The organism is Streptomyces sp. SLBN-31, assembly GCF_006715395.1.
In the GTDB taxonomy this organism is placed as follows: Bacteria; Actinomycetota; Actinomycetes; order Streptomycetales; family Streptomycetaceae; genus Streptomyces.
This window is the reverse complement of sequence record NZ_VFNC01000002.1, coordinates 691,889-717,887: the sequence shown is the minus strand read 5'-3', so window position 1 is coordinate 717,887 and position 25,999 is coordinate 691,889. Positions and strand designations below refer to the sequence as shown.

The 25,999-nt window shown below is 72.3% G+C and carries 29 protein-coding genes and 1 pseudogene; 16 read left to right on the top strand and 14 right to left on the bottom strand.

Annotation, left to right across the window (positions count from 1 at the left end; translation table 11 throughout):
• Positions 1-29 precede the first annotated feature (29 nt).
• The gene (locus FBY22_RS23275) at positions 30-1,055 is read left to right on the top strand and encodes an alcohol dehydrogenase catalytic domain-containing protein (protein WP_142148958.1); all 1,026 of its coding nucleotides are present in this window, start codon (positions 30-32) and stop codon (positions 1,053-1,055) included.
• A gap of 270 nt (positions 1,056-1,325) precedes the next feature.
• On the opposite strand, the pseudogene FBY22_RS45330 reads toward FBY22_RS23275, so the two are convergent.
• Positions 1,326-1,550: pseudogene (locus FBY22_RS45330) on the bottom strand (pyridoxamine 5'-phosphate oxidase family protein); the annotation flags it as partial.
• A 195-nt stretch (positions 1,551-1,745) separates the two neighbouring features.
• Between FBY22_RS45330 and FBY22_RS23265 the strand changes: the two are divergent.
• Positions 1,746-2,138, top strand: coding sequence for a VOC family protein (locus FBY22_RS23265; protein ID WP_142148956.1), 393 nt, complete (start codon positions 1,746-1,748; stop codon positions 2,136-2,138).
• Positions 2,139-2,182: 44 nt separating this feature from the next.
• Positions 2,183-3,253 carry an adenosine deaminase gene (locus FBY22_RS23260; protein WP_142148954.1) on the top strand — a complete coding sequence of 357 codons (1,071 nt, stop codon included), beginning with the start codon at positions 2,183-2,185 and terminating at the stop codon, positions 3,251-3,253.
• Here FBY22_RS23260 and FBY22_RS23255 read toward each other — a convergent pair.
• Complete coding sequence (locus tag FBY22_RS23255) at positions 3,235-3,750, bottom strand: mycothiol transferase (RefSeq protein ID WP_142148952.1); 516 nt, start codon at positions 3,748-3,750, stop codon at positions 3,235-3,237. The two genes, FBY22_RS23260 and FBY22_RS23255, sit on opposite strands and share 19 nt — an antisense overlap.
• Positions 3,751-3,767: 17 nt before the next feature.
• Positions 3,768-4,661, bottom strand: a complete 894-nt coding sequence (locus FBY22_RS23250; protein ID WP_142148950.1) for a LysR family transcriptional regulator — start codon at positions 4,659-4,661, stop codon at positions 3,768-3,770.
• A gap of 162 nt (positions 4,662-4,823) precedes the next feature.
• Between FBY22_RS23250 and FBY22_RS23245 the strand changes: the two genes are divergently transcribed.
• Entirely contained in the window at positions 4,824-5,039 is a 216-nt protein-coding gene (locus tag FBY22_RS23245) for a hypothetical protein (protein WP_142148948.1), read from the top strand.
• Between the two features lie 40 nt (positions 5,040-5,079).
• The gene (locus FBY22_RS23240; protein ID WP_142148946.1) at positions 5,080-5,673 is read left to right on the top strand and encodes a TetR/AcrR family transcriptional regulator; all 594 of its coding nucleotides are present in this window, start codon (positions 5,080-5,082) and stop codon (positions 5,671-5,673) included.
• Positions 5,674-5,705: 32 nt separating this feature from the next.
• Here the strand turns inward: FBY22_RS23240 and FBY22_RS23235 are convergent, their stop codons facing one another.
• Positions 5,706-7,256, bottom strand: coding sequence for an MFS transporter (locus FBY22_RS23235; protein WP_160159929.1), 1,551 nt, complete (start codon positions 7,254-7,256; stop codon positions 5,706-5,708).
• Positions 7,257-7,456: 200 nt separating this feature from the next.
• Between FBY22_RS23235 and mgrA the strand changes: the two genes are divergently transcribed.
• A complete protein-coding gene (mgrA, locus tag FBY22_RS23230; protein ID WP_142148942.1) occupies positions 7,457-8,452 on the top strand; it encodes an L-glyceraldehyde 3-phosphate reductase in 996 nt (331 codons plus the stop codon).
• On the opposite strand, the gene FBY22_RS23225 is transcribed toward mgrA, so the two are convergent.
• Positions 8,442-8,837, bottom strand: coding sequence for a hypothetical protein (locus FBY22_RS23225; protein ID WP_260845082.1), 396 nt, complete (start codon positions 8,835-8,837; stop codon positions 8,442-8,444). The genes mgrA and FBY22_RS23225 overlap by 11 nt on opposite strands.
• Positions 8,838-8,958: 121 nt before the next feature.
• Here FBY22_RS23225 and FBY22_RS23220 point away from each other — a divergent pair, with 121 nt between their 5' ends.
• Entirely contained in the window at positions 8,959-9,753 is a 795-nt protein-coding gene (locus FBY22_RS23220; protein WP_260845081.1) for an AraC family transcriptional regulator, read from the top strand.
• A 95-nt stretch (positions 9,754-9,848) separates the two neighbouring features.
• Here the strand turns inward: FBY22_RS23220 and FBY22_RS23215 are convergent, their stop codons facing one another.
• Positions 9,849-10,232 carry a nuclear transport factor 2 family protein gene (locus FBY22_RS23215; protein WP_142148937.1) on the bottom strand — a complete coding sequence of 128 codons (384 nt, stop codon included), beginning with the start codon at positions 10,230-10,232 and terminating at the stop codon, positions 9,849-9,851.
• A gap of 323 nt (positions 10,233-10,555) precedes the next feature.
• Here FBY22_RS23215 and FBY22_RS23210 point away from each other — a divergent pair, with 323 nt between their 5' ends.
• From FBY22_RS23210 to FBY22_RS23195, 4 genes are all read left to right on the top strand, one after another.
• Positions 10,556-10,966, top strand: coding sequence for a hypothetical protein (locus FBY22_RS23210; RefSeq protein WP_142152466.1), 411 nt, complete (start codon positions 10,556-10,558; stop codon positions 10,964-10,966).
• Between the two features lie 70 nt (positions 10,967-11,036).
• On the top strand, positions 11,037-13,376 hold the full coding sequence (locus FBY22_RS23205; protein ID WP_142148936.1) for an FHA domain-containing protein: 2,340 nt from the start codon (positions 11,037-11,039) through the stop codon (positions 13,374-13,376).
• 8 nt (positions 13,377-13,384) lie between these two features.
• Positions 13,385-13,930, top strand: coding sequence for a hypothetical protein (locus tag FBY22_RS23200; RefSeq protein WP_142148934.1), 546 nt, complete (start codon positions 13,385-13,387; stop codon positions 13,928-13,930).
• Entirely contained in the window at positions 13,920-14,921 is a 1,002-nt protein-coding gene (locus FBY22_RS23195) for a serine/threonine-protein kinase (RefSeq protein ID WP_142148932.1), read from the top strand. Before FBY22_RS23200 ends, FBY22_RS23195 begins: the two co-directional genes overlap by 11 nt.
• Here FBY22_RS23195 and FBY22_RS23190 read toward each other — a convergent pair.
• The gene (locus FBY22_RS23190) at positions 14,896-15,312 is read right to left on the bottom strand and encodes a nuclear transport factor 2 family protein (RefSeq protein ID WP_142148930.1); all 417 of its coding nucleotides are present in this window, start codon (positions 15,310-15,312) and stop codon (positions 14,896-14,898) included. The two genes, FBY22_RS23195 and FBY22_RS23190, sit on opposite strands and share 26 nt — an antisense overlap.
• 44 nt (positions 15,313-15,356) lie before the next feature.
• Positions 15,357-16,634, bottom strand: coding sequence for a streptophobe family protein (locus FBY22_RS23185; RefSeq protein ID WP_142148928.1), 1,278 nt, complete (start codon positions 16,632-16,634; stop codon positions 15,357-15,359).
• 162 nt (positions 16,635-16,796) lie between these two features.
• On the opposite strand from FBY22_RS23185, the gene FBY22_RS23180 reads away from it, so the two are divergent.
• A complete protein-coding gene (locus FBY22_RS23180) occupies positions 16,797-18,029 on the top strand; it encodes a DUF6777 domain-containing protein (RefSeq protein ID WP_142148926.1) in 1,233 nt (410 codons plus the stop codon).
• Between the two features lie 106 nt (positions 18,030-18,135).
• Positions 18,136-18,591, top strand: a complete 456-nt coding sequence (locus FBY22_RS23175) for an ATP-binding protein (RefSeq protein WP_142148924.1) — start codon at positions 18,136-18,138, stop codon at positions 18,589-18,591.
• A gap of 46 nt (positions 18,592-18,637) precedes the next feature.
• Here FBY22_RS23175 and FBY22_RS23170 read toward each other — a convergent pair whose 3' ends face one another.
• On the bottom strand, positions 18,638-19,525 hold the full coding sequence (locus FBY22_RS23170; protein ID WP_142148922.1) for an RNA polymerase sigma factor SigF: 888 nt from the start codon (positions 19,523-19,525) through the stop codon (positions 18,638-18,640).
• A gap of 108 nt (positions 19,526-19,633) precedes the next feature.
• Complete coding sequence (locus FBY22_RS23165; RefSeq protein WP_142148920.1) at positions 19,634-20,419, bottom strand: class I SAM-dependent methyltransferase; 786 nt, start codon at positions 20,417-20,419, stop codon at positions 19,634-19,636.
• Between the two features lie 80 nt (positions 20,420-20,499).
• Between FBY22_RS23165 and FBY22_RS45800 the strand changes: the two genes are divergently transcribed.
• Positions 20,500-20,931, top strand: coding sequence for a helix-turn-helix domain-containing protein (locus tag FBY22_RS45800; protein ID WP_142148918.1), 432 nt, complete (start codon positions 20,500-20,502; stop codon positions 20,929-20,931).
• A gap of 22 nt (positions 20,932-20,953) precedes the next feature.
• On the opposite strand, the gene FBY22_RS23155 is transcribed toward FBY22_RS45800, so the two are convergent.
• From FBY22_RS23155 to FBY22_RS23145, 3 genes are all read right to left on the bottom strand, one after another.
• Positions 20,954-21,556 (bottom strand): ClpP family protease, encoded by a 603-nt coding sequence (locus FBY22_RS23155; RefSeq protein WP_142148916.1) that lies wholly within the window; start codon positions 21,554-21,556, stop codon positions 20,954-20,956.
• Between the two features lies 1 nt (position 21,557).
• The gene (locus FBY22_RS23150) at positions 21,558-22,196 is read right to left on the bottom strand and encodes a ClpP family protease (protein WP_142148914.1); all 639 of its coding nucleotides are present in this window, start codon (positions 22,194-22,196) and stop codon (positions 21,558-21,560) included.
• A gap of 111 nt (positions 22,197-22,307) precedes the next feature.
• On the bottom strand, positions 22,308-23,516 hold the full coding sequence (locus FBY22_RS23145) for an epoxide hydrolase family protein (protein WP_142148912.1): 1,209 nt from the start codon (positions 23,514-23,516) through the stop codon (positions 22,308-22,310).
• A 121-nt stretch (positions 23,517-23,637) separates the two neighbouring features.
• On the opposite strand from FBY22_RS23145, the gene FBY22_RS23140 reads away from it, so the two are divergent.
• Complete coding sequence (locus FBY22_RS23140) at positions 23,638-24,120, top strand: VOC family protein (protein WP_142148910.1); 483 nt, start codon at positions 23,638-23,640, stop codon at positions 24,118-24,120.
• 49 nt (positions 24,121-24,169) lie between these two features.
• The gene (locus FBY22_RS23135) at positions 24,170-25,051 is read left to right on the top strand and encodes a class I SAM-dependent methyltransferase (protein ID WP_142148908.1); all 882 of its coding nucleotides are present in this window, start codon (positions 24,170-24,172) and stop codon (positions 25,049-25,051) included.
• An 18-nt stretch (positions 25,052-25,069) separates the two neighbouring features.
• Here FBY22_RS23135 and FBY22_RS23130 read toward each other — a convergent pair whose 3' ends face one another.
• Positions 25,070-25,981, bottom strand: coding sequence for an SGNH/GDSL hydrolase family protein (locus tag FBY22_RS23130; protein ID WP_142148906.1), 912 nt, complete (start codon positions 25,979-25,981; stop codon positions 25,070-25,072).
• Between the last annotated feature and the right edge of the window lie 18 nt (positions 25,982-25,999).

The window sequence follows — 25,999 nt, the reverse complement described above, 5'->3', positions numbered from 1 at the left end:
CACGGCCCGGCCCCTTCCAGGAGATGCGGATGAGTACCTATCGAGTCGCCCAAGTGGACGCCGCCGGTGGACAGTTCCAGATCACCGAACGCGAGGTGCCGCGGCCGGGCCCCGGGCACGTGCGGATCGCCGTGGAGGCGTGCGGGATCTGCCACAGCGACGCCCTGTTCGTGAACGCCGGAGTGCCGGGCGTCCGGTTCCCACTGGTGCCCGGGCACGAGAGCGCCGGCCGGATCGAGGAACTCGGCGAGGGAGCGGACGCGAAGGGCTGGCGGACGGGCGACCGCGTGGCCGTGGGCTGGTTCGGCGGCAGCTGCGGCCACTGCACACCCTGCCGGCAGGGCGACTTCATCGTGTGCGACAACCTCAAGGTGCCCGGCTGGGCCTACGACGGCGGTTTCGCGGAGCGGATGATCGCGCCGGTGGACGCGCTGGCCCGCATTCCCGACGCGCTCTCGGCGACCGATGCCGGACCCATGGCCTGCGCCGGCGTCACCGTGTTCAACGGGCTCCGGCGCAGCTCCGCCCGGCCCGGCGACCTCGTCGCGGTGCTCGGGCTCGGCGGCCTCGGCCATCTGGGGGTGCAGTACGCCGTCGCCATGGGCTTCGAGACCGTGGCGATCGCGCGCGGGGCGGACAAGGCGGACTTCGCCAAGCGGCTCGGCGCCCACCACTACGTCGACAGCAGGACCGCCACCCCGGTCGCCGAGGCGCTCCAGTCGCTCGGCGGCTGCAAGGTCGTCCTGGCCACCGCGGGCAACTCCGAGGCCATCACGGCCACCGTCGACGGCCTCGCGCACCGCGGCGAACTCGTCGCCATCGGGGCCGACAGCGAAGCGATGGGCATCAGCCCCGTCCAGCTGCTGATGCGCGGCAGGATCGTCCGTGGCCACCCGTCCGGCACCGCGCAGGACGTGCAGGACACCATGGCCTTCAGCGCTCTGCACGGCATCCGTCCGATGACCGAGACGGTCCCGCTGGACCAGGCCGACGCGGCCTACCGCAAGATGCTCTCCGGCGGCGCCCGCTTCCGCATGGTTCTCGTGCCCCGCTGAGTGCCCACCGTCGGTCGCCTTGCCCGAGCCCGAACCGCTCAGACCGTCCAGGCGCCGTCGCACAAGGTGGCGCCCCGGCAACTCGTGCACCCCGCACCACGCCTGCACGGCGCGGGGCCGGACCCGGAAGTACGCGTAGGACTCCGCGTCCGCTCGCGGATCCCAGCCGGTCCTGTCCGCGAACGCCTCCGCCGCCATACCCGGCACCTGCGCGCGGGAGAACGTCTCCACGTCGCCGTCGACGAGCACGACGTCCCGGGTGTCGCCGAAGGCGAGCCTGGTGCGCCCGCCGTCGCGCAGATTGCGGCCGGTGGGATCGGTCAGGCGGGTGCACAGCCAGAAGCACGCGCCGTCCCGGACGAACCCCAACGCGACCAGACACGGCAGTCCGTCCGCGTCGGCGGTCGTCACCCAGACGTCCGACTCCCCTGCGAACCGGGCGAGTACGTCGTCCTTGCGCCGCCGCGGATCACGGGGCGGCTCGGTGATCTTCATTCCCCCGCATGCTACCGATGCGCACGCGCTCGCACCTCGGCCTTCGGTCCTGGTCCCATCGACCTCCTCCCTCCCGGAAACCGCCACCGCCGGAAGCGGGACCGGCGCCACGGCGACGCCCGTGACGGCGGACTGGCGTTCGTGACGTTTTACGTATAACCTCACCCGTCAATCCCCTGCTGCGGAAGGCCCCCGATGAGACGCGTCGCCCTGGTCACCCTCGTCGTGGACGACTATGACGAGGCGATCGGCTTCTACACGGAGGCCCTCGGGTTCCGGCTCGCCGAGGACGCGCCGCGACCGGACGGCTCCCGCTGGGTCGTCGTCGAACCGGGTGCGCCGGAGCAGGGCTCGGCCCTGCTGCTCGCCCGCGCCAAGGGGGAGGCCCAGCGCGCCCGGATCGGTGACCAGACCGGCGGCCGCGTCGGCTTCTTCCTGCACACCGACGACTTCGCCCGCGACCACGCCCGCATGCTCGCCGCGGGCGTGACGTTCCTGGAGGCGCCGCGCCACGAGCCCTACGGCTCGGTCGCCGTCTTCCAGGACCTGTACGGCAACCGCTGGGACCTGCTCCAGCCCGCCGACTGACCTCCTCCCGCTTCCCCAGAACCGCCTGCCCGAGAAAGCCCGCCATGACTGCTACGCGCGTAGATGCCGATGTGATCCGCCGCCTCCCCAAGGCCGTCCTGCACGACCACCTCGACGGCGGTCTGCGCCCCGAGACCGTGGTGGAGCTCGCGGAGACGGTCGGGCACACCCTGCCGACCACCGACCCGGACGAGCTGGCCGCCTGGTACTACGAGGCCGCCAACTCCGGTGACCTGGTGCGTTACATAGCCACCTTCGAGCACACCCTCGCCGTGATGCAGACCCGGGAGGGGCTGCTGCGCACCGCCGAGGAGTACGTCCTCGACCTGGCCGCCGACGGCGTCGTCTACGGCGAGGTGCGCTACGCGCCCGAGCTGAACACCGCCGGCGGGCTGGCCCTGAGCGAGGTCGTCGAGACCGTCCAGGAGGGTCTCGCCTCCGGCATGGCCAAGGCGGCCGCCGCCGGGACTCCGGTCCGCGTCGGCACCCTGCTGTGCGGCATGCGGATGTTCGACCGGGTCCGCGAGGCCGCGGACCTGGCCGTCGCCTTCCGGGACGCCGGTGTGGTCGGCTTCGACATCGCCGGCGCGGAGGACGGGTTCCCGCCCGCCGACCACCTGGACGCCTTCGAGCACCTGCGCCGCGAGAGCGTGCCCTTCACCATCCACGCAGGCGAGGCGCACGGCCTGCCCAGCATCCACCAGGCCCTGCAGGTGTGCGGCGCCCAGCGCATCGGGCACGGCGTGCGCATCACCGACGACATCGTCGACGGCAAGCTCGGACGGCTCGCCGGCTGGGTCCGGGACCGCCGTGTCGCCCTGGAGATGTGCCCGACGTCCAACCTCCAGACGGGAGCGGCGACTTCGATCGCCGAGCACCCGATCACTGCCTTGAAGGACCTCGGCTTCCGGGTCACCCTCAACACCGACAACCGTCTGGTGTCGGGCACGACGATGACCCGCGAGATGTCGCTGCTGGTGCGGGAGGCCGGCTGGACGGTCGAGGACCTGCGCACCGTCACGGTGAACGCCCTCAAGAGCGCGTTCATCCCGTTCGACGAGCGCAAGGCCCTCATCGAGGACGTCGTCCTGCCCGGCTACGAAGCCGCGCTCTGAAGCTGACCGCGAAGGTAGGCGGCCTGCCCGACGTGCTGCAGATCGTCGGACAGGACGCTGACCAGCCGTACGCCCAGGGTGACCGGCGGCTCCCAGCGTTCGTCGACCACGCGCTCCAGATCGGCGGCGGACAGTGAGCGCAGCGCTCGCAGGGTCTGCTCGTGGACGGCGTCGTAGTAGCCGGTCAGCAGGTCGGGGGAGTCGACCCGCACCTTGGCGACCTTCGCCGCGCTGTGGCCGTACCCGGTGTCGCGGCGGGACAGGTCGAGGCCGAAGCGCTTCTCCCAGTCCTCCGCGAGCCACACCTGGTCGAGCCCGAAGGCGTCGGCGACGTGGTCGTCCTGGACGCGGGTGAGGTGCCAGACCAGCCAGCCGATGGAGTTGGCGTCGTGGGTCGGGCGGGCGTTGAGCACGTCCGGTCCGAGTCCCTCCACGACGGAGTGGACTTCTTCCCGGATGCGGCCGAACGCGTCGATGAGGATGTCCTTGGCATGCATCCCTCCACCATCGCGCATCACGGCCCGTCCTGCGTCTCCTGTTCCAGAAGCGCCATCAGGGCCCGGGCCGCCGGGCTGGTGGCCCGGTGCTGCGGAAGCAGCGCCACCGTCTCGTACACGGTCTCGTCGGTGTCCTTCACGGCCAGGGCGGTCAGCGTCTCCCGCTTGTGCCGGAAGTGCCGGGGCACCACCGCGACGCCGAGGTTCTCGTCGACCAGGTCCAGCAGGCTGTGCACGTCGTTCACCTCCAGCGCCACGGTGCGCCGTACACCCGCCGCGGCGAACGCGGCGTCGGTCGTGCGGCGCGGGCCCCAGTCGGGGTGGAAGTCGACGAACACCTCGTCCGCCAGGTCGTCCGGGGTGACGGCCATGCCGTCGGCGGCCAGCCGGTGGCTGGGGTGGCACAGGACGGTCATCGGTTCTGCGGTCAGCGCCGCCGAGCGGAGCTGGTCGGTGTCCGCCTGGGTGCGGTAGGCGAACGCCAGGTCCAGCCGGCCAGCGGCGACCTCCTCGGCGAGCTCCACCGAGCCGGCCTGCCGCAGCCGGATCTCCACGTCCGGATGCCGGTGCCGGAACGTGGCCAGCAGGCGTGCCGTGTGCACCCCCGCGATGCACTGCTCGGTACCCAGCGAGAGCGTGCCCCGCAGCACCCCCTGCACGGCGGCCACCGCCTCGTGCGCGGCCCGGACCTGCGCCAGAATGCGCTCCGCCTCACCCAGCAGCGCCCGTCCGGCCTCCGTCAGCGTCACCCGGCGGGTCGTCCGCACGAACAGCGGCGTCTGCAGCTCCCGCTCCAGCGCCCGGATCGAGGCCGACAGGCCGGATTGGGACACCATGAGGCGCTCGGCCGCCCTGGTGAAGTGCTGGTCCTCGGCAACCGCCACGAAGTGCTGGAGATGGCGCAGTTCCATCGGACCCCTTCTCGCAGGCGACGACCGGTCTCACCCCGCAATGGTAGGCAAGCGCTCTCCGGCCGGTTCCCACCCCCCAAAAGCGACACTCCTTGCATTAGAGGGGAACACGGCGAAAGACTGTAGACGCAAAGAAACTCGCTTTAGTGGGAGGTCGTTTCGATGCTTCTCCCGGACGGTTTCTGGATCTCGTTCACCCTCGTCGTCCTGGCCGGTCTGGTGGCCACCGTCGCGGCCGCGCTGCTGGTCGCCGCGCTCACACCGGGCGGCACCGGCCACCGGCCGCCGACACCCCGCCGGTCGAGGGACCCCGGCGAGACGGTCGTAAGGCTCCCGCGCCCGGAACAGGAGTCCGCGCCGCACCGCAAGGCGGGCTGACCACCGTCTGCGGTGACGGCTCCTGGGATACGTTGGCGGGGTGCCGGGCCCCACCACCTCCCGAGTGCGCCGACCAGGCGGCCGCAGCGCCCGAGTCCGCGCCGCGGTCCTCGCGGCGACGGTCGACGTCCTGCTCGACGGCGGCCTCGACGCCCTCTCGATCGGCGACATCGCCCGCCGCGCCGGCGTCCACGAGAGCTCGGTCTACCGGCGCTGGGGCACCAGGTTCAACCTGGCGCTCGAAGCGGTGCTCGACCGCACCGGGACGGAAGTGCCCGTGCCGGACACGGGAGCCCTGCGCACCGACCTGGCCGCACTGCTGCAGGGCACCGCCGCGTTCGTCCGTACCCCCCTCGGCGAACTGCTGTTGCGGCTGGCGCTGCGTGCGGACATGGCGGAGTACGAGGGCGCCCGCGAACGGTTCTGGGACCACCGCTTCGCCGCCGGGTCGGCCGTGCTGACCCGGGCCGAGGAACGGGGCGAACTGCGTCCCGGCCTCGACCACCGCCTCGTCTTCGAGGCGCTCATGGGCCCCCTGCACATGCGGCTGCTGCTGACCCGCGAGCCCCTGGACGAGACGTTCCTGGACGGCGTGGTGGAACTCGTCCTCGCCGGCATCGCACCGCACGACTGACACACGCCGGCCAAGCATGCCGGTGCAGCGGATCAGTCACGCGGCCGGGACGGCAGGGCCGCGAACGCCAGAGCCGCACCGAACGCCGCGACCGCGGCGCCGACCGTCAGACCGAGCCCCATCCCGCTGACGAACGCCGAACGGGCCAGCGCCGCGAGCAGCCGCCCGGACGTGCCGCCCACCCGCCCGGCCAGTTCGAGCGCCCCACCCAGGGAACCGAGGACACTGTCGGACACATCGCGCGGCAGACGGTACGGCGCGAGGGGCGGGCCCATGCGGTCCTGGTAGCGCGTCGTCAGCAGACTGCCGATCACGGCGACACCGAGCGCGCCGCCCAGCTGGACGGACACGCCGTTCGACGCCGAGCCCACTCCGGTGTCTCCCGGCGGCAGCGTGCCCATCAGGGAGTCGAGCGCGGCCGGAACCACCAGCCCCGCGCCCAGACCGAGCAGCAGCATGCCGGCGATGACGTCGCCGTACGTCGACGACGCGTCCGCGCGGGACAGCTGCCACAGACCGCCCGAGACGACCAGCAGCCCCGTGCCCACGACCGCCTTGGTGCCCGCCGCACGGACCAGCACGGGGGACAGCGGCGCCACAAGCGCCAGCAGGCCGGCCACCGGCAGGGTGCGGACACCCGTGGCGAGGGCCGAGTAGCCGAGGCTGAACTGCAGGTACTGGGTCAGTACGAACAGCGCGCCGAACAGCCCGAACATCGCCAGGGCGACGGAGGAGGTGGCGAACGAGAAGCGCCGCTCGGCGAAGAAGCGCAGGTTCAGCATGGGGTGGCTGCCGGCCCGCTCCCACAGCGCGAAGCACACCAGCACGGCCAGCCCGGCGCCGCCCGCGCCCAGTACCAGGGCCGACGACCAGCCGCGCACCGGCGCCTCGATGATCGACCAGAGCAGCAGTCCGAGGCCCGCGATCGACAGCACGGCGCCGACCGGGTCCGGTCGCAGCGCGGCGGGGTTGCGGGACTCCGGCACCAGCAGCCGCGCGCACACCAGCCCGGCCAGCGCGAAGGGAATGTTGACCCAGAAGACCGAGCCCCACCAGAAGTGCTCCAGCAGCAGGCCGCCCGCCACCGGGCCGATGGCGATCCCGAGTCCGCTGGTGGCGGCCCACACACCGATGGCCCGCCGTCGTTCGCCGGGGTCCCGGAACACGTTCGTGATGATCGACAGCGTCGCCGGCATCATCATCGCCGCGCCGACCCCCATCGCGGCGCGCGCCGCGATCAGCATCCCGACCGAGCCCGAATACGCGGCCCACGCCGAGGCCGCGCCGAACACGGCGAGCCCGGTGGTGAAGACCCGTCTGCGGCCGAACCGGTCGGCGCTGCTGCCGGCCACCAGCATCAGCCCGGCGAACGCCAGTGCGTAGGCGTCCACGATCCACTGCAACTGGGTCGTCGTGGCGCCGAGTTCCTTCACCAGCGTGGGCAGCGCCACGTTCAGAATGGTGTTGTCCAAGGTCACGATCAGCAGCGACACACAGAGCACCACGAGGGCCGTCCAGCGGTTCCTCCCGCCGCCCGCGCCCGGTGCCGGGGCTGCCTGCGGTATGTCGTGCACATACGTCATACCTCCATGGAGCGCCCGGAGCCGCCGCCACCGGCAGGTACCGAACGGCCCCCCGGCGGGCCCTGTGGCCCGCGATTGAGAAGCCGCCCCGCTGAATTCCATCGCATTCGCCTGTTGGACCAATGGCCGCAGGTCACGAAAGAGTGGGTGACCGGTTCCCCGGAACCGTCAATCCGTGTGCCAACCCCTCTGGAGTCGCGTTGTACACCGCACACCCCGACCGTTACGCGGACCTGCCCTACCGGCGCACCGGACGCAGCGGCCTGAAGCTCCCCGCGATCTCGCTCGGCCTGTGGCACAACTTCGGCCCGGCCGACCGCACCGTCGAGACCCAGCGGGCCATCCTGCGCCGCGCCTTCGACCTCGGCGTCACCCACTTCGACCTGGCCAACAACTACGGCCCGCCGCCCGGCGCCGCCGAGCTGGCCTTCGGCGAGGCGCTCAAGGACGACTTCGCGCGCTACCGCGACGAGTTGGTGATCTCCACCAAGGCCGGCTACCTGATGTGGCCGGGCCCGTACGGCGAATGGGGCTCCCGCAAGTACCTGCTGTCCTCCCTGGACCAGAGCCTGAAGCGGATGGGCCTGGACTACGTGGACATCTTCTACTCCCACCGCCCCGACCCGGAGACTCCCCTGGAGGAGACGATGGGCGCCCTGCACTCCGCGGTCCAGCAGGGCAAGGCGCTCTACGTCGGCATCTCCAACTACTCGGCGGAGCAGACCCGGGAGGCCGCCCGCATCCTCGGCGAGCTCGGCACCCCGCTGCTGATCCACCAGCCGCGCTACTCGATGCTCGACCGCCGCCCCGAGGACGGCGGCCTGCTGGACGCCCTGGACGAGCTCCAGGTCGGCTCGATCGTCTTCTCGCCGCTGGAGCAGGGCCTGCTCTCCTCCCGGTACCTCGACGGCATCCCCGAGGACTCGCGGGCGGCGAGCGACAGCCCCTTCCTCAACTCGGACGCCGTCACCGAGGACCTGGTCGGCAGGCTGCGCTCGCTGAACGAGATCGCCGAGGGCCGCGGCCAGACGCTGGCCCAGATGGCCCTGGCCTGGGTGCTGCGCGGCGGACGGGTCACCTCCGCCCTGGTCGGCGCGAGCAGCCCGCAGCAGATCGAGGACAGCGTGGCGGCCACCCGGAACCTGGACTTCGCCGACGACGAGCTCGCCCGCATCGACGCGATCGTCAAGCAGTGAGCCGTTCGCTGACCTCCCAGAGGCGGGCCGCCGCCTCCGGGCCGACGGCGTAGGGCAGAACGCCGGGGATCTCCGCCCCGGCCCGCCAGGCGGCCTCCTCCTCGGGGGCCACCAGCGGACTGATGTCGCAGTTCTCGCAGTACACCCCGCCCAGTCCGGCGAGCCGCGGGTTCGTCGCGCACCACACGCCGGTGGCCGCTCCCTGGGCGACCGTCTTCAGCTGGCGGGCGGGGTCGCGGACCGGGCGCCCTTGCGCGTCCACCGCTCCGGCGGCGCGGACGGCCTCGGCGGACACGTGCTTGGCGAGACCGGTGTCGATGATGATGCCCGGGTGGACCGCGAAGGCCCGCACGCCCAGGTCCCGCCCGCGCCGGTCCAGTTCCACGGCGAACAGCGCGTTGGCCGTCTTCGACTGTCCGTAGGCGACGAACGGCTCGTAGGGGCGGCGCTCGAAGTGCAGCTGGGCGGTCCGGCTGCGCGGGCGGGACCGGCTCAGGGTTGTCGCCGTGGTGCGCGGCGGGTGTCTGCTGGTCCGGGAGGGCGGCGGGGAGCCCCTGAAGGTGTCCGAGGGGGACGTCGTCGTCTCCGACGGCGGCCAGCCCTACGTCCTGTGCAGCGACCTGGGCCTCGAACCGCTGGACTCCGGCCGGGCGGTCATGGACCCCGCGAGCCGGATGGCACGGCTCGGCGAGGGCACCGCCGAGGACGTGGTGTGCGTGTCCGGGCACATCGACCTGAGCCGGGACAGCGGCGAGCTGCTGCGCCGTGCGCTGCCGGAGCTGATCCACGTGCGGGCGGACGCCGCCGAGGCGCCGGTGCTGAGCTGGCTGATCGGCCGGCTGGCCGACGAGGTCAGGACGCACCGGGCCGGTGTGGAGTTCGCCTCGGACCACCTCGCCCAGCTGTTGTTCGTGCAGGTGCTGCGGGTCTGCCTCGCCGACTCCGGCGGGCTGCCGCCCGGCTGGCTGCGCGCCCTCGCCGACGAGCGCCTGGCCCCCGCCCTGCGCCTGATGCACGGCGACCCGGCGCACCCCTGGCAGCTCGGCGAACTCGCCCGGGCGGCCGCGATGTCCCGCACCACCTTCGCCGTCAGGTTCAGGGAGGCGGCCGGGGTGCCGCCCCTGACCTACCTGCTCAACTGGCGGATGAGCCTGGCCGCCCGCGCCCTGCGGCAGGACACGGTCCCCGTCGCGGTCCTCGCCCGTTCCGTCGGTTACGGCTCCGAGAGCGCCTTCAGCAACGCGTTCAAGCGGTCGACGGGAGTCGCCCCCCGCCGCTACCGGGAAACCGGCGGGCGCTGAGTCCCCCTCCGACGCGGCGCCCTTCGGCCGAACCGGGCCCGGCCGCCGTCGTCCCGGCTCACGCCTGCGACGGCGACCATCGGCGCGACCCCGTCTCACGCTCCGGCGGGCACCCGGTCCAGAAAGCCCAGCACGGTGCGGATACGGCCGTCCGCGTCGAGCGTGATCACGTCGAAACCGGCCACCGGTGCCGAGCCGTCGGCCTCGCTGACCAGCTCCCAGGCGAAGCGGGCCGTGTCGTGATGGCCGTCCACGGCGCCGACGGGCCGGAAGGAGAACCCCGGGAACTGCCCGTGGGCCGCCGTGATCACCGCGGCGATCCCCTCGTGCCCGCGGACGTCCGCGAGCGGGTCGGTGTAGGAGCCGTCCGCGGCCCAGGCGGCGGCGACCGCCTTCACCACTTCCTCGTCGCCCGCGGCATTCCAGGCCTCGAAGTAACGGGCGACGGCGTTCTCGTAGCGCTCGGTGTTCGCGGACATGGCGATCAGCCTCCACAGAGGTAGTCGTTGCTGGTCAGGTACCGGTTCGCGGTCTCGGCGACCCGGTGGAACCACCATGCCCGGCCGGTGCGGGAGGGTCGATTACCCCTCGGGTAATGACGGCTTCCGTCGCGTTTCGGCCAACTGCCGCTGTGAATATGCCAGGAGACTGGCCGGAAATTCATGGTGACAGTGATTCAGCCGTGAACATACTCAACAGTTGAGGCACTTAACGGCGAGCGAAGACGCCGTCACGTACCGCACATGAGCCGCACGGAAAGCGAGGCAAGGCCGAGAGGCGAACGAGCAGCGGGGGAATGACCATGCATGACGAGTTCTTATGCCACGTCACCGCCTACGGCGTCTGCGCCGGGCAGCGCATCGGCGTCCCCCTGGGCACCTACCGTGCCCCCACCCTCGCCCTCGCCCTGTGGTGGCTGCGCGACCGCGCCAACTGGATCGCCGACCGCCTCGACCCGCGGCCCGAGGCCGAGCACTTCCCGCCGAGCTCGCTCGTCCCGGTCGCCGACACCGTGCCCGACGTACCGGCGGCGCTGCGCTGGTGGTGCGCCGATCTCGGCCAACAGGATCTGGTCGCGAACGAGTTGGCGGGCGGCCGGCTGGTGCGGGTGGCCATCTGTGACGAGACCACGGAGTACGAGCTGCTGGCCGAGTCCGTGGACGCGCTGCGCATGCAGCGGATCATTCCGGCGCTGGTGATGCCCGTCGGCTGAAGCCGCCCACCGCGCCGACCGAGCCCGGTACGCCGGGCGCGTACATGAACAAATCGGTAGAATCTCCCGCATGGCGGAACGGTCGTTCATGCCGGGCGCGCCCGAACTGGTCCTGGAGACCGAGTCGGGCTCCACGGTGATGAGTCCGAGCCACGACTACCACGTCGGACGCGACCCACTCAGCGACATCGTCATCGACGACGCCCGGGTCTCCTGGCACCACGCGGTCCTGCGCCCCGAGGCCGACCACTGGACCATCGAGGACGAGAACAGCACCAACGGCACCTTCGCCGACGGCCGACGCATCCACGCCTGGGGTGTGGGCGCGGGGAGCGAGATCCGGTTCGGCAGCCCCTCCGACGGCCCGCGCCTGGTCCTGCTGGCGTGTCCCTCCCCGGTCCCGGAGCGCCCCTCGGCCGTCTCGATGCCGGGCCTGACCGGGACCTTCCGGCAGCCCACCAGCGTGCGCCCGCTGCCGGCGCGCACCGTCCGCATCGGCCGCGCCGCCGACAACGACCTGGTCATCGACGACCTCGTCGTCTCGCGTCACCACGCCGAACTGCGCGCCCTGCCGGACGGGACGTACGAGATCGCCGACCTCGGCAGCCACAACGGCACCTACCTCAACGGCGCCCCCGTCACCGCCGCGCCCGTCGGACCCGGTGACATCGTCGGCATCGGCCACTCGGTGTTCTGCCTCGTCGGCGACGAACTGCAGGAGTACGTCGACAGCGGCGAGGTCTCCCTCGACGTGCAGGACCTCGCGGTCGCCGTAGACCACGGCCGCAAGACGCTGCTGGACCACGTGTCGTTCCCGGTGGGGGAGAAGTGCCTGCTCGCGGTCGTCGGTCCGAGCGGCGCGGGCAAGTCCACGCTCCTCAACGCCCTCACCGGACAGCGCCCCGCCGACCACGGCACGGTCCTCTACGACGGCCGTGACCTCTACCGCGACTACGCCGAGCTGCGCCAGCGCATCGGCCTGGTCCCTCAGGACGACATCCTCCACGCCCAGCTCACCGTCCGCAGCGCCCTGTCCTACGCCGCCGAGCTGCGCTTCCCCGAGGACACCGTCAAGGCCGAACGCCGGGCCCGGGTCGAGGAGGTCATCCGGGAACTCGGCCTGGAACAGCGGGCCGACCAGCCCGTGCACAGCCTCTCCGGCGGCCAGCGCAAGCGGGTCAGCGTGGCCCTGGAGCTGCTGACCAAGCCGTCCCTGCTCTTCCTCGACGAGCCCACCTCCGGTCTGGACCCCGGCATGGACCGCTCGGTGATGCACATGCTGCGCGATCTCGCCGACGACGGCCGCACGGTCATCGTCGTCACCCACAGCGTGCTCAGCCTCGACGTGTGCGACCGGCTCCTGGTCCTCGCACCCGGCGGCAGGGTCGCCTACTACGGCCCGCCCGAGGACGCCCTCGCCTACTTCGGCTTCGAACAGTGGCCGGAGGCCTTCGAGGCCTTCGAGCAGGACCGGGACCGCGACTGGAGCGGCGACTTCCGCCTCTCGCCGTTCCACCGGCACTACGTCACCGACGCCACCGCACAGCCCCGCGTGCCCCGCACCGGCCCGGTCGTGATCACCCCGCCGGCCCGGCCGCGCAGCCGCGGCGCCCAACTGGGTACCCTGGTCCGCCGCTACGCGACCGCCCTGAGCGCCGACCGCACCTTCCTCGCCATCATGATCGCCCTGCCGTTCGTGATGGGAGCCATGGCCCGCGCCCTCGCCGGCAGCGCACTCACCCAGGAGACGGCGATGAACGCGCTGCTCATCCTGTGCGTCGGCGGCGTCCTGACCGGCGCGTCCAACGCGGTGCGCGAACTCGTCAAGGAACGCGGCATCTACCAGCGGGAGCGGGCGGTCGGCCTGTCCAGATCGGCGTACCTGATGTCGAAGGTCGTCGTGCTGGGCACGGTCACCGTGCTGCAGGCCGTCGTGCTGACCCTGGTCGCGCTCCTCGGCGTCGACCTGAACGCGCCCGGCGGCAAGGGTGTGTTGATGCCACCCCTGGTGGAAATCACCGTCGCCGTCGCCCTGTTGGCGTTCACCGCCATGATGCTCGGCCTGGTGGTCTCCGCGCTGGTGCGCAAGGAGGAGGTGACGATGCCGCTGCTCGTGCTGCTCGCCATCGTCCAGGTCGTCTTCTGCGGCGCCCTGTTGCAGCTCCACGGCGTGGCCGTCCTCGAACAGCTCTCCTGGCTGGTGCCCTCCCGGTGGGCACTCGGAGCGATGGCCGGCACCGTCGGCCTTGCCCGGATCGTGCCCGGCGACCTGACCTCCGACCCGCTGTTCCGGCATTCGGCCGGGGCATGGCTGCTGAACATCACCATGCTCGTCGTGCTCTCGGCGCTCTTCGGGTTCCTGGTCTCCCGGCTGCTGCGCCGCCACGAGCCGGCCGTCATGCGGAAGTAGGAGCCGCGATGACCACCCCCGGTTTCCGGCCCACCCACGTCGTCCCCCAGCAGGGCATGCCCGCCTGGGAGGCCCCGGACCCGGCCCGGCCCACCGTCGCGCTCGACCCGCTGCTGCCCGTCCAGCTCGTGGAGCGGCGCGGCGACTGGGCCCACGTGCTGTGTGCCAACGACTGGTCGGCCTGGGTCGACGGCCGCCTCCTGGTCGCCGTCCCCCAGGACCCGCCCGCCACCGGCGGCCCCCAGGCCCGCACCCCGGACCCGCGCCCCCTGCTCGCCCGCGCGGAACAGTCCCTGGCCCGCTACCGCGCCGCCGTCGAAGACCTCGCCGGCGGCGGCCTGGACGGGGAGTCCTTCCGCGGCCGTACCCGAGGACTGCGCATCGGGGTCGTCGTCGACGGCGAGTCCGTCTGGCTCTACGACACCGAACAGGGCCGCTGGGTCTACGGCGACGGAGCACGCCTGAGCACCTACGCGACCGACGACGGGCCCCGCTCCGCCGCCGCCGACCCCGGACACGCCCCCACCCAGGTCGTGACGCCCGATGGCCCGTGACACCAGCCTCTTCTCCGGCCGGCCCTCCGAGCTGGTCGGCCGCCGGGTGGCCGGGTACCGCATCGAGCGCGAGATCGGCCGCGGCGGCATGGCCGTCGTCTACCGCGCCCTCGACCTGCGCCTGGAGCGCACCGTCGCACTCAAGCTGCTCGCCCCGGAACTCGCCCGCAACGACACCTTCCGCCTCCGCTTCACCCACGAGTCCCGGGCGGCCGCCGCGATCGACCACCCGCACATCGTGCCGGTCTACGAGGCGGGCGAGACGGACGGCGTCCTGTACATCGCCATGCGCTACGTCGACGGCAGCGACCTGCGCCACCTCCTCGACCGCCGTGGCCCGCTCGCGCCCTCGACCGCCCTGCGCATCGCCGCCCAGGTCGCCTCCGCGCTGGACGCGGCCCACGAACACGGCCTGGTCCACCGGGACGTCAAACCGGGCAACATCCTGGTCGCCCGCGGCACCGACAGCGACCACCCCGAGCACACCTACCTGACGGACTTCGGCCTGACCAAGAAGTCCCTGTCGCTGACCGGATTCACCAGCGTCGGACAGTTCGTCGGCACCCTCGACTACGTGGCCCCCGAGCAGATCTCCGGCCGCCCCGTCGACGGCCGCTGCGACGTCTACGGCTTCGCCTGCGTCGTCTACGAGACGCTGGCAGCCCGCCCGCCCTTCCGCCGCGACGACGACATGGCGCTGCTCTGGGCCCACCAGTACGACCAGCCGCCACCGCTGACGGAGTTCCGTCCCGACCTGCCCGCCGCCGTCGACACCGTCTTCGACCGGGCCCTGGCCAAGAGCCCCGACGACCGCCACGACTCCTGCCTCGCCTTCGTCGCCGCGCTGCGCGCGGCCGTGGCGGGCCGCGAGGGCGTCGGCCATCCGCCGACCGTGGTGGCGGGGGCAGCGGGGGCAGCGGGGGAGGAGCGCCCCCAACCCCCGCCACGCTGGGCCGAGCCGGTCTTCAGGACCCCTGGCCCAGCCCGTTGAGCGGCACCCGCCGCGCCACCACCCTGCGCCGGCCGATGCGCCAGCCGTCCGCCGTCCGCACCACCACGTCCTCGTACGTCACCGAGCCGCACGAGCCGTCCGCCATGATGCCCAGCCCCTTGGAACGGACCCGGACCCGGCCCTCGGCCACCTCCTCGACCACCACGTTGGTCACGTGGTGCGCCACGGGGTTCGCCGCGCCCAGCGCCAGCGCGGCCCGGGTCAGGGCGGCCAGGCCGACGACCTCGCCCTGGCCGAAGTCGGACAGGTCGTAGACCACGTCCGGGGTGAACACCTCGTCCGTGCGGTCCAGTTGCCCCTCGTCGACCAGATGGCCGTGCAACGCGATCAGCTCCGTGACGGCCAGCCGGTCCTCGAGTGCCAACGCCATGCCATGTCCCTCCCGCGACTCGGCGCACACTCCCACGGACGACGTCATCCTTCCCACCTCTTTTCCGCCGGTCCACGGCGTCGCACCGGCCTCGCCAGCAGCGCGCCGAGGAAACCGGTCAGCAGCCCCCACAACAGGGCGAGACCCAGCGCGGACCACACCTCGGGCCGCAGGAACACCTTCCCGGCCAGCCCTCCGCCCAGGTCGCCGATGCCGAGCACCGACAGGCCGAAGTGCGCGGAGATCCGGCCGACCAGGCAGATCATGAGCACGGTCAGGGCCAGGGCGACCGCCATGTGCAGGGCGTGCTGCCAGGCCCGCATCCGGGCCGGGGAGCGGGCCGCCAGCACGAAGGCGGCGGCCAGCAGCAGCACCGCGTCGACCACCAGGAGCCACCAGACGCGCCCGTCGTGGTCGGCGAGCGTGCTCAGGTTCAGGGCCGACACCTCCTTGGTGCGCAGCACCTCGTCGAGCACATGCGGCATCGGCAGCCCGAACGGGCCCTGCACCCGGCCGTTCCAGGTCACGCCGAGGCCGAGGGTCAGGGCCAGCCAGGCCAGGTTCGGCATGCCCAGCAGAATCACGGCGAGGGTCTCGGCGCGGTGCCCTCGCGTCACCGCCACGACCACACCGATGACGACGCCCAGAGCGACGTACGCCAGGAGCAGCGCGACCATCGCGTACGCGGCCGGGCGCACCGACTCCTGGAAGCGCAGCAGCCGTCCCGGCAGCGGGGCCCCGCGCGAGACCAACAGGGCCAGCACCAGCACCCCGGCCAGCCACAGCAGCCCGAACAGCACCGTCAGCGGAACGTCGGTCGTGAAGCCGACCTTCGGCGAGACGCCGAACAGGTCGCCGATGTCGCTGATGGCGCTGTCGCCGAGGGACAGGGTGAAGGTGTGGCGGGCGCCGAGGGCCAGGCCGAGCAGCGCGAGCAGCCAGAGGACGGCGACGCGGCCGGCCCAGCCGGCGAGTTCCGGCGCACCCGCCACCGCCCGGTGCCGCAGCGGGCGCAGGAAACCGGCGGCGAGCACGAGGGCGCCGACCAGAGTGACGGACAGCGGGATCACGGTCAGCCCGGCGTCGGCGCCGGCCAGCGAACCGGCGTCGCCCGACAGTTCGACGGTGCCGCCCACGGCGGTGACCACGGTCGCCGCGACGACCCGGGGGAAGGCCCCCTCCGGCAGGTCCGTCGCCCCGGCCGCCCACAGCCCCAGCGCGGCGACCACCCCCATGGCGAGCACCGCGGCCAGCACCGCGACGAGGGCCTGCACCCAGCCGTGCCGGGCCACGGCCGGGGCGGAAGGGGCTCGGGGGCTCACCCTTGCCACGCTAAGCAGCTCCGGCCCGCCCCGCCCGCCGGGAGGTCCGTCCGCGTCGGCTTGCGGCGGGCACACCATCGGGGCACACAATAAGGAAGACAGGCAGGAAAGCGGCGGAACTCGGGGCGAGCCGCAGATACACCACGTCGGGAAGAAGAGCTCGTGAGCGTCGAACCGCCGTCGTCCGGCCGCCCCACAGGACCCCCCTCCGGCCCGCTCTCGGGCCCCTCCCAGCCGCCGTCGGGCCCGCCCTCCCAGCCGCCGCCCGGCAGCAGCGGCGGCGCACCCGCGCCGCAGCCCCGCCGCCCCTGGTGGAAGTCCGCGCCCCGGGTCGCGGTCCTGACCACGGCGCTCGTCGCCGCCGTCGTCCTGGCCGTCGTCCTCACGCAGTCCAACGGCGGTGGCGGCTCGGCCAAGGGCGGCGAGGTCTTTCTGCAGGCCGCGGGCAAGACAGGCCCCGACCCCTTCACCCCCTCCACGGCGAAGGACGACTCCACCGCCACGGTCTCCGCCTCCCCGACCACCCCCGAATCGACCCCCGCGAACGCCGTGCGCGGCGTCGACGGCGGCGCCGCCGGACTGTACGGCGGCAGCCGCAACGTCTCCAGCTGCGACGTGGAGAAGCAGATCAGGTACCTGCAGTCGGTCCCGGCGAAGAACCAGGCGTTCGCCTCCGTCGTCGGCGTCCAGCCCTCCCGGGTCCCCGCCTACCTGCGCGCCCTCACCCCCGTGCAGCTGCGCATGGACACCCGGGTCACCAACCACGGCTACCGCGACGGCACCGCCACCGGCTACCAGGCCGTCCTGCAGGCCGGCACCGCCGTCCTCGTCGACGGCCACGGCGTGCCCCGCACACGCTGCGCCTGCGGCAACCCGCTGACCCCACCCGTCGCCCAGCAGACCACGCCCACGCCGACCGGCGACTCCTGGCCTTCGTACCGCTCCTCGAACGTCGTGGTGGTCACGCCCGCCCCGCGGATCATCAACGTCTTCGTGATCTACGACCCGGATCACGACCAGTGGATCTCCCGGCACCGCGGCGACACCGGCCACAAGGACCACCAGGCCAAGCCGCCGGCGCGGCCCTCCCCGTCCGTGAGCGTGACCACGCCCACGGCACCGTCGTCGTCGAGCTCCCCGTCCCCGTGCGTCTCCTCGCCGGCGCCGGGCGTGGGCACCGCGAAGCCGAGCCTTTGCCCGTCGACGTCGACCCCGCCGCCCCCGCCGTTCTCGCCGTCCTCGTCGTCGTCCGCCCCCACACCGCCCTCGAGCTCCAGCGAGCCGCCCGCGAAACCGGAGAGCTCGCCCGCAACCTCCCCGCTCGAGCCGCCGCTCGCCTCCGACAGCACCACAGTGAGCGCACCCGTGTCCTCCGCCACGACGCCGTCCGCGTGAGCCGAGGGGTATACATCACCCGCAACAGGGGACTGTGCGGCCCGGCTCGGGGTATCAGCACTGGGGCAACAGCGTCCGGCCAGTCCGGCTTCCGAGAGAGAAACGCATGAACGACCACGTGGGCGGGGCAGTGATACCAGCAGGTTTCGACGTGCCGGTGGAACCACTGAGGCGGGCTGCCCACTACACCGGCGAACCGGGATGCATCGCCGAGGCGCGGTCCTTCGCCGCACACTTCGTCCGCAGCCTGCGCACCGAATGGTGCGCCACGATCGACGAGCGGTCCGAGAACGAGGTGCTGCTGGTCGTGAGCGAACTGGTCACCAACGCCGACCGCCACAGCAACGGGCCGTACATCCTGGATCTGGAGGGCACGGACGCCGCCGTCACCGTGTGCGTCTACGACAGCAGCAGCGCCCTGCCGCGCCGGTTCCCCCGTGATCCCGAGCGGATCGGCCGGCACGGTCTGGAGATAGTCCACGCGCTGGCTTCCCGGGTCGTCGTCGAGAGAGTGCCCGTCGGCAAGCGCGTCAGTGCGGTGGTGTCGCTGGACGGAAAGTGACCGCCGCGCTGATCCGCGGCGGTCGCCCCTCGTGTGTGCCGGTTCCTCAGGCGCAGCCGAGCTCGCCCAGCATCCCCTCGCGCAGCCGCGCGATGATCCGCTTGATCAGGCGGGAGACGTGCATCTGCGAGCAGCCGAGCCGTTCGCCGATCTGCGCCTGGGTGGCCTCCTCCACGAACCGCATGTGGAGGATCTGCCGGTCGCGCTCACCGAGCTCCGCCATCAGCGGGGCCAGCGACTGGAAGTCCTCGACGAGCCGCAGCCCGTCCTCCTCCACCCCGATGAAGTCCGCCAGGACCGCCTCGCCGCCCTCCGGCCCGTCACCGGTGAGCGCGGCGTCCAGCGACGACGAGTTGTACCCGTTGGCCGCGATCTGCGCCTCGACGACCTCGTTCTGGGAGATGTTCATCAGCGTGGCGAGCTCCGCGACCGTCGGCTCACGGTCGAGCCGGCTGCTGAGCTCCTCGCGTGCCTTGGCCAGCTCCACCCGCAGCTCCTGGAGCCGCCGCGGCACGTGCACCGCCCAGGTGGTGTCCCGGAAGAACCGCTTGATCTCGCCGACGATGTACGGCAGAGCGAACGACGTGAACTCCAACTCGCGGGACAGCTCGAACCGGTCGATCGCCTTGATGAGGCCGATCATGCCCGTCTGGACGAGGTCCTCCATCTCGTCCCCGCGACCCCGGAAGCGCCCGGCGGCGAACCGCACGAGCGACATGTTCATCTCGATGAGGGTGTTGCGCGCGTACTGGTACTCGTGCGTGCCCTCCTCCAGCTCGGCCAGGCGCTGGAAGAACTGGCGGGACAGCTCCCGTGCGTCACGAGGCGCCACCGAACGCGGCTCCTCGATGCCCGGCAGCACACCGTTCTCCGTGCCGGTCCCGGCGGTCGTCTGGGCGATCGCAGTCTTCGACCGATCCACGGCGGTATTCATTTCCTCTCCCACGAGTCACGATCCGACGTCTGTCTGCTCGGGTCCTCGTCATGCGGGTACCCCGGGTCGGGCAGCCCATTCCCACCGCTTTTCCATGCGGCGCAAAATTCATCCGGCGACGCGGGTGGCGATGACCAGTTCGTGCAGGTAGCGCTTGGTCACACTACCTCCGAACCCATTGTCGACGAGATTCCGGATGCACGCCAGCAGACCCCGGCGGGCGGGCTCGTCGAGGGCGCGGTGATTGGAGTAGGTGAGCAGGACGTCGATGTACTGGTCGGTGCTGTAGGTGATGTCCTGCGTGAAGCGGGACACCGTCACCCGCTCGAAGTGCGGGGAGCCGGCCGGCTCGGCGGTGCCGGCGGGAATCTCCGACGCCGGCCGCGGACGCAGGCCGGGCGGGGTGGCCGGATCCCATCGCTCGTAGCAGTCCTGGACGCGGGCGAAGAACTCCTCCGTGCCGCCGGCCACGTGTTCCGTGAGAACCAGGGCCAGCTGCCCGCCCGGACGCAGCGCCCGGGCCGCCTTGACCATCCGTACGGCGGGATCGATCCAGTGGAACGCGGTGGCGCTCACCAGCAGGTCGAACGGCTCCTCGGGCAGCGGCCAGCTCTCGAACTCCGCCACCCGGACGTCGACGCGCGGATGGTCACGCAGCCGCCGACGGGCCACGGCCGCCATCGCGTCACCCAGTTCCACCGCCGTGACGCGGCATCCCGACTCCGCCAGTGGCAGCGTGAGCTGACCCGTGCCCGGGCCGATCTCCAGGACGCTGCTGTCCGGACCGAGCGCCGCGGCCCGCGCCAACTCGGCGACCAGCTCCGGGGGATAGCGGGGCCTTGCCCGGTCGTACAACTCGGCGTCCTGGTTGAACGTCTCCCGCAACGCTGTCATTGCATCCTCCGCCTCTCGGATTCACCCAGGGCAGAATGCCGATCCCTTCCCTTCGCGGCGAGGGAATTTAGTCTGAGGGGGTGAGCAGCCAAGCGCCGAACGAAGCCCGCGTCATTCCTCTGCGCCGCCCGCAGGCCGGTGCTCCGGCCGCCCCGCCGCCGAGCCGGGCGCCCCAGGCTCCGGCGGCTCCTGCCGCCCCCGCGCCGAGGGAACCCCTCTGGCGTGACCTCGTCGGTGACGTGCTGCGGCGTGAACGCCTCGCCCAGGAGCGCACCCTGAAGGACGTGGCCGACGCGGCCCGGATCTCCATGCCCTACCTCTCCGAGGTGGAGCGCGGCCGCAAGGAGGCCTCCTCGGAGGTCCTCGCGGCCGCCGCCCAGGCCCTGGGGCTGGGCCTCGGTGATCTGCTGTCGCTGGCGCACGGGGAGCTGACCCGGGTCACGAGCCGGCACGCCGCCCGCGGCCGGGGCACCTCGGGCCCGCGCCACGACGGACTGTGCCTGGCCGCCTGACGAGGCGGGACGGGCCGGCGCCTCAGACCGCGACGAGACGCCGGCTCAGCACCTCGTCGGCCAGCCCGTAGGCCACCGCCTCATCGGCGGTGAACACCTTGTCGCGATCCATGTCCGCACGCAGGGTGGCCACGTCGTGGTGCGTGTGGCGGGCCAGCACCTCCTCGACCTGGGAGCGGATGCGGACCATCTCCTTGGCCTGGAGCGTCAGGTCCGAGATCGCCCCCCGGCTGCCTCCGCTGGCGGGCTGGCCGAGCAGCACGCGCGCGTGTTCCAGCACGAAGCGCCGCCCGGGGTCCCCTCCGGCCAGCAGCACGGCCGCGGTGGATGCCGCCTGCCCGACGCAGAACGTCGAGATCGGCGCCTGCACGAAGGTCATCGTGTCGTAGATCGCCATCAGCGAAGTGAATGAGCCGCCGGGGGAGTTGAGGTAGATCGCGATCTCGCTCTCGGGGGCGGCCGACTCCAGATGGAGGAGTTGCGCGATGACGACGTTCGCCACCCCGTCGTCGATCTCGGTGCCGAGGAAGATGATCCGCTCGGACAGCAGCCGGCTGAACACGTCGGAGGACCGCTCGCCGTGCGCGGTGCGCTCGACGACGTACGGAATCGTGTAGTTGCCCATGTCACAGCCCCATCCGTCGCTTCGAGGCGGCCGGGCGGACGTCGGCGAGCGACTCCACGACCTGGTCCACCATGCCGTACTCCCTGGCCTCCTCGGCCGTGAACCAGCGGTCGCGGTCGCCGTCCCTGGCGATCGTCTCCGGGCTCTGGCCCGTGTTCTGCGCGATGAGCCGCTCCATGGTCCGCTTGCTGTGCTCCAGGTTCTCCGCCTGGATCTCGATGTCGGCGGTGGTGCCGCCGATGCCCGCCGACCCCTGGTGCATCATGATCCGGGCGTTCGGCAGGGCGTACCGCTTGCCGGGCGCGCCACCGCACAGCAGGAACTGGCCCATGCTGGCCGCGAAGCCCATGGCGAGCGTCGAGACGTCGTTCGGGATCAGCCGCATCGTGTCGTAGATGGCCAGGCCCGCGTACACCGAGCCGCCGGGGCTGTTGATGCACAGGCTGATGTCGGTGCGCGGGTCCTCGGCGGACAGCAGGAGCAGCTGGGCGCAGACCCGGTTGGCGGAAACCTCGTCGACCTGGGTGCCGAGGAACACGATCCGCTGGCCGAGGAGTTGGGCGGCGAGATGGTCGTCGAACCGGGAGGGCGTGGTGTCGCCCTCCTCGGCCCGTGGCGTGAGCGATGCGAGTGGAGTCATGGGGGTCTCCCGTCGGTGCGGTGATGCCGTCGACTCCACTGTCGGCCCGCTGGACGGCCTCGACGGGGTTTCTCTGCCCGCGGCAGATTCGCCACCGGCAGAGCCCGGCCGTCAGCCCTTCTCGCGCAGTTGCCGGAAGAACGCCCGCACGTCCCCGACCAGCAGGTCCGGCTCCTCCATCGCGGCGAAGTGGCCGCCCCGGTCGAACTCCGTCCAGCGCACCAGGTTCTCGGTGCGCTCCGCCTTGTGCCGCAACGGAAGCTGCGGTTCCGCAGGGAAGAGCGCCAGGGCGGTGGGCGCGGTGGACGGCTCGGTGGGACGGGCGCCGCCGGCCGTCGCATGGGCGCGCTCGTAGTAGATGCGGCCGGCGGAACCCGCGGTGCCCGTCAGCCAGTAGAGCATCACGTTGGTCAGCAGCCGGTCCCGGTCCACGGCCTCCTCGGGCAGCCGCTGCGAGTCCGTCCACTCCTGGAACTTCTCGACGATCCAGGCCAGTTGACCGACCGGGGAATCGGTCAGGGCGTACGCCACGGTCTGCGGCCGGGTGGCCTGCAGGACCGCGTACCCGGTGCCCTCGCGCGACCACTCGCTCCACCGGCGCCACGACAGCAGCGCCCGCTCCTGCTCCTCGGTGTCCAGCTCGTCCAGCTCCTCCTGGGTGGGCTCGGTGGCCTGCTGGCCGCCCGGCAGGAGGTTGAGGTGGACCCCGATCACCCGGTCGGGGTGGGCCCGGCCCAGCTCGCGGGAGATGGCGGCGCCCCAGTCGCCTCCCTGGGCGCCGAACCGCTCGTAGCCGAGCCGCCGCATCAGCTCGGCCCACGCGTCGGCGACCCGGGCCGCCTCCCAGCCGGTGTCCGCCGGGGGCCCGGACAGGCCGAACCCGGGGATGCTCGGCACGACCACGTGGAAGGCGTCGGCCGGGTCGCCGCCGTGCGCGGCGGGGTCGGTCAGCGGTCCGACCACGTCCAGGAACTCCACGATCGACCCCGGCCAGCCGTGCGTCAGGATCAACGGCGTGGCGTCGGGTTCGGGGGAGCGGACTTGGGCGAAGTGGACGTTGGAGCCGTCGATGGTGGTGGTGAACTGCGGCCACTCGTTCAGCCGGGCCTCGGCGGCCCGCCAGTCGTACACATGGCGCCAGTGGTGGTGGAGTTCGCGCAGGTAGTCGGCGGGGACGCCGTAGGCCCAGCCGGTGCCGGGCAGCTCGTCGGGCCAGCGGGTGCGGTCGAGGCGGGCGTGCAGGTCGTCGAGGTCGCTCTGCGGAATGTCGAGCCGGAAGGGCCGGACCTGGTCCGTGGGGTCCGCGGGGGATGACGTCATGGCGCGAGCCTAGATCGGGGCGCCGACGGGGCCATATGGATTAACCGGCCGCCCCACCGATGAGTTCCGCGCCGAGGATCGGTCGGTACAGGTGACCGCGTTCCACGCCCAGGAGGTGCCCATGACCACCGACGGATTCACCACGTGTCTCTGGTTCGACGGCCAGGCCGAGGAGGCCGCCCACCACTACGTGTCGATCTTCAAGAACTCCCGCATCGGCCGCGTCGGCCGCAACGTCGAGGGGGGAGCGGGGCCGGCCGGCTCCGTGCTGGCGGTGGAGTTCACGGCCAACGGCCAGAAGTTCGTCGCGCTCAACGGCGGCCCGATGTTCAAGTTCAACGAGTCGGTGTCCTTCCAGATCTTCTGCAAGGACCAGGAGGAGATCGACTACTATTGGGCCAGGCTCACCGAGGGCGGCGGCGAGCCCGGCCCCTGCGGCTGGCTGAAGGACAAGTACGGCCTGTCCTGGCAGGTCGTCCCGGACACCCTCATCGACATGATCAGCGACCCGGACCAGGAGAAGGCCTCCCGCACCACCAAGGCGTTCATGGCGATGGGCAAGTTCGACATCGCGGCCCTGCGCAGGGCGTACGAGGGCGAATAGCCGGCCGACGGTCGCGAGCCGGTGCACGGCGGGCGCGGGCGGGGTGGGTATGACACCGGACGACGTCGTCGACTTCGCGGCGACGAAGACGAGTCGATCGCCCCTCGCCCACCAGGAGCTGCCCGTGTCCGCGACCCCGCCGACGTACGCCTTCGACAACGACGACCCGGAAGCCGTGGGCCGGCACGTCCATCTCGCCACCCTGCTGGACGAGTTCACGATCCAGCGGCTGTCCGGGCTCGGCGATCTGACCGGCAGGCGGTGCCTGGAGGTCGGCGCCGGGGGCGGCAGCGTCGCGGCCTGGCTCGCCGACGCGACGGGACCCACCGGCCGGGTACTGGCGACCGACCTCAACACCCGCCATCTGCCGCCGAATCCACCGTACGAGGTGCTGCGCCACGACCTGGAGACCGAACCGGTGCCCGAGGGCCCGTGGGACGTCATCCACGCCCGGCTGGTGCTGCTCCACCTGCCCGGACGGCGGGCGATCCTGGCGCGCCTCGCCGCCGCGCTCGCGCCCGGGGGAGCGCTGGTCGTGGAGGACTTCGAGGCGACGTTCCGCAAGATGGTCCTGGCCGCCCCGAGCCCCGAGGCGGCCGAACTGATCGACACCTACCACACCCTGCTGGTCGAGCATGTCCTGCCCGCGCACGGCAACGACCCGAGCTGGGCGGCCCGGGTGCCCGCGCTGATGCTGGAGGAGGGGCTGACCGACGTGGACACCGTCATGCACGCCCGTTCCTGGCCGGGCGGCACGGCTGGCGCGCTGCTGATCGCCGCCAACATCGCGCAGGCGAGGAAGGACTTCCTGGCGGCCGGGATGACCCCGCAGCAGCTCGACGAGGTGGACCGGCTGGCCGCCGACCCCCGGCTGCTGGTGCGCAGCCACTTCACGTACTCGACCATCGGCCGCCGACCCGCTGCCAAGTGACGCGGCTGAGCGTGGAGATCACCGCCTGACGGCCTGGCGGATCACCCCGGTGATCTCCCGGGAGATCCGCAGGATGCCGGGAGAGCGGACCGGACACGGCTTGGGGGTGGGCGTCGTGGGCGCGAGGCAGAAGTGCAGGTAGTCCGGGTCGCGGTGGAGCGCGGTGCGGTCGCGGTCCGGCTGGGTGCAGTAGTCGGGGTGCTGGTGTTCGTACGCGGTGCACGGCAGGTACTGGGTCCAGGTGTAGCGGGCCCCGGCCGGGGCGACCGTGCGGCCCGCGTCGGCGACGAGGTCGCCGGAGGCCGCCGCCTGCCGCTCGTACATCCCGTTCACGCGCCGTACCCGGTCGGGGGTGATCGGGTCCGGGCCCTGCAGGACCCACACGATCCTCGGCCGCCGCGCCCCGCCCGCCGCCGCGATCTGCTCGGTCAGCCGGCGCAGGTCGGCGCGGTAGCGGCTGAAGTACCGCTGCGGGGAGGCGTTGTAGGTGATGCCGTCCATGCACCAGGTGTAGCCCCACGCGTTGCCCCAGAACTGCAGCACCACATAGTCCGGATGCCGGGCGCGCACCAGCGCCGCGGCCTTGTCCGCGTCCGGTACGAGCGAGCGCGCGCCGGTGCCCTCCAGGTAGTCGCAGAGCGTGGTGCCCGAGTACGGGGCGCTTGTGTACGTGGCGTTCAGGTCCTCGCGGAGCCGCTGCCCGAGCACGTTCTGGGCCTCCATGGCCAGCGAGTCGCCCAGGTACAGCACCCGGGGCCCGACGGCCGGGACGCGGGGCGAGGCCGGCGCCCGCTGGTGCGTGGTCGCGGCGGACGCCCCCGGTACGGTGGGGGAGGGCGGCGCGGTCTCCGGCCCGGACGACGGATCGCCGCACGCGCCCAGCAGCAGCGCACCGGCCAGCAGCATCCCCACGATCCACGGTCCGCGCATGCAGCGACTCCCGCCCCG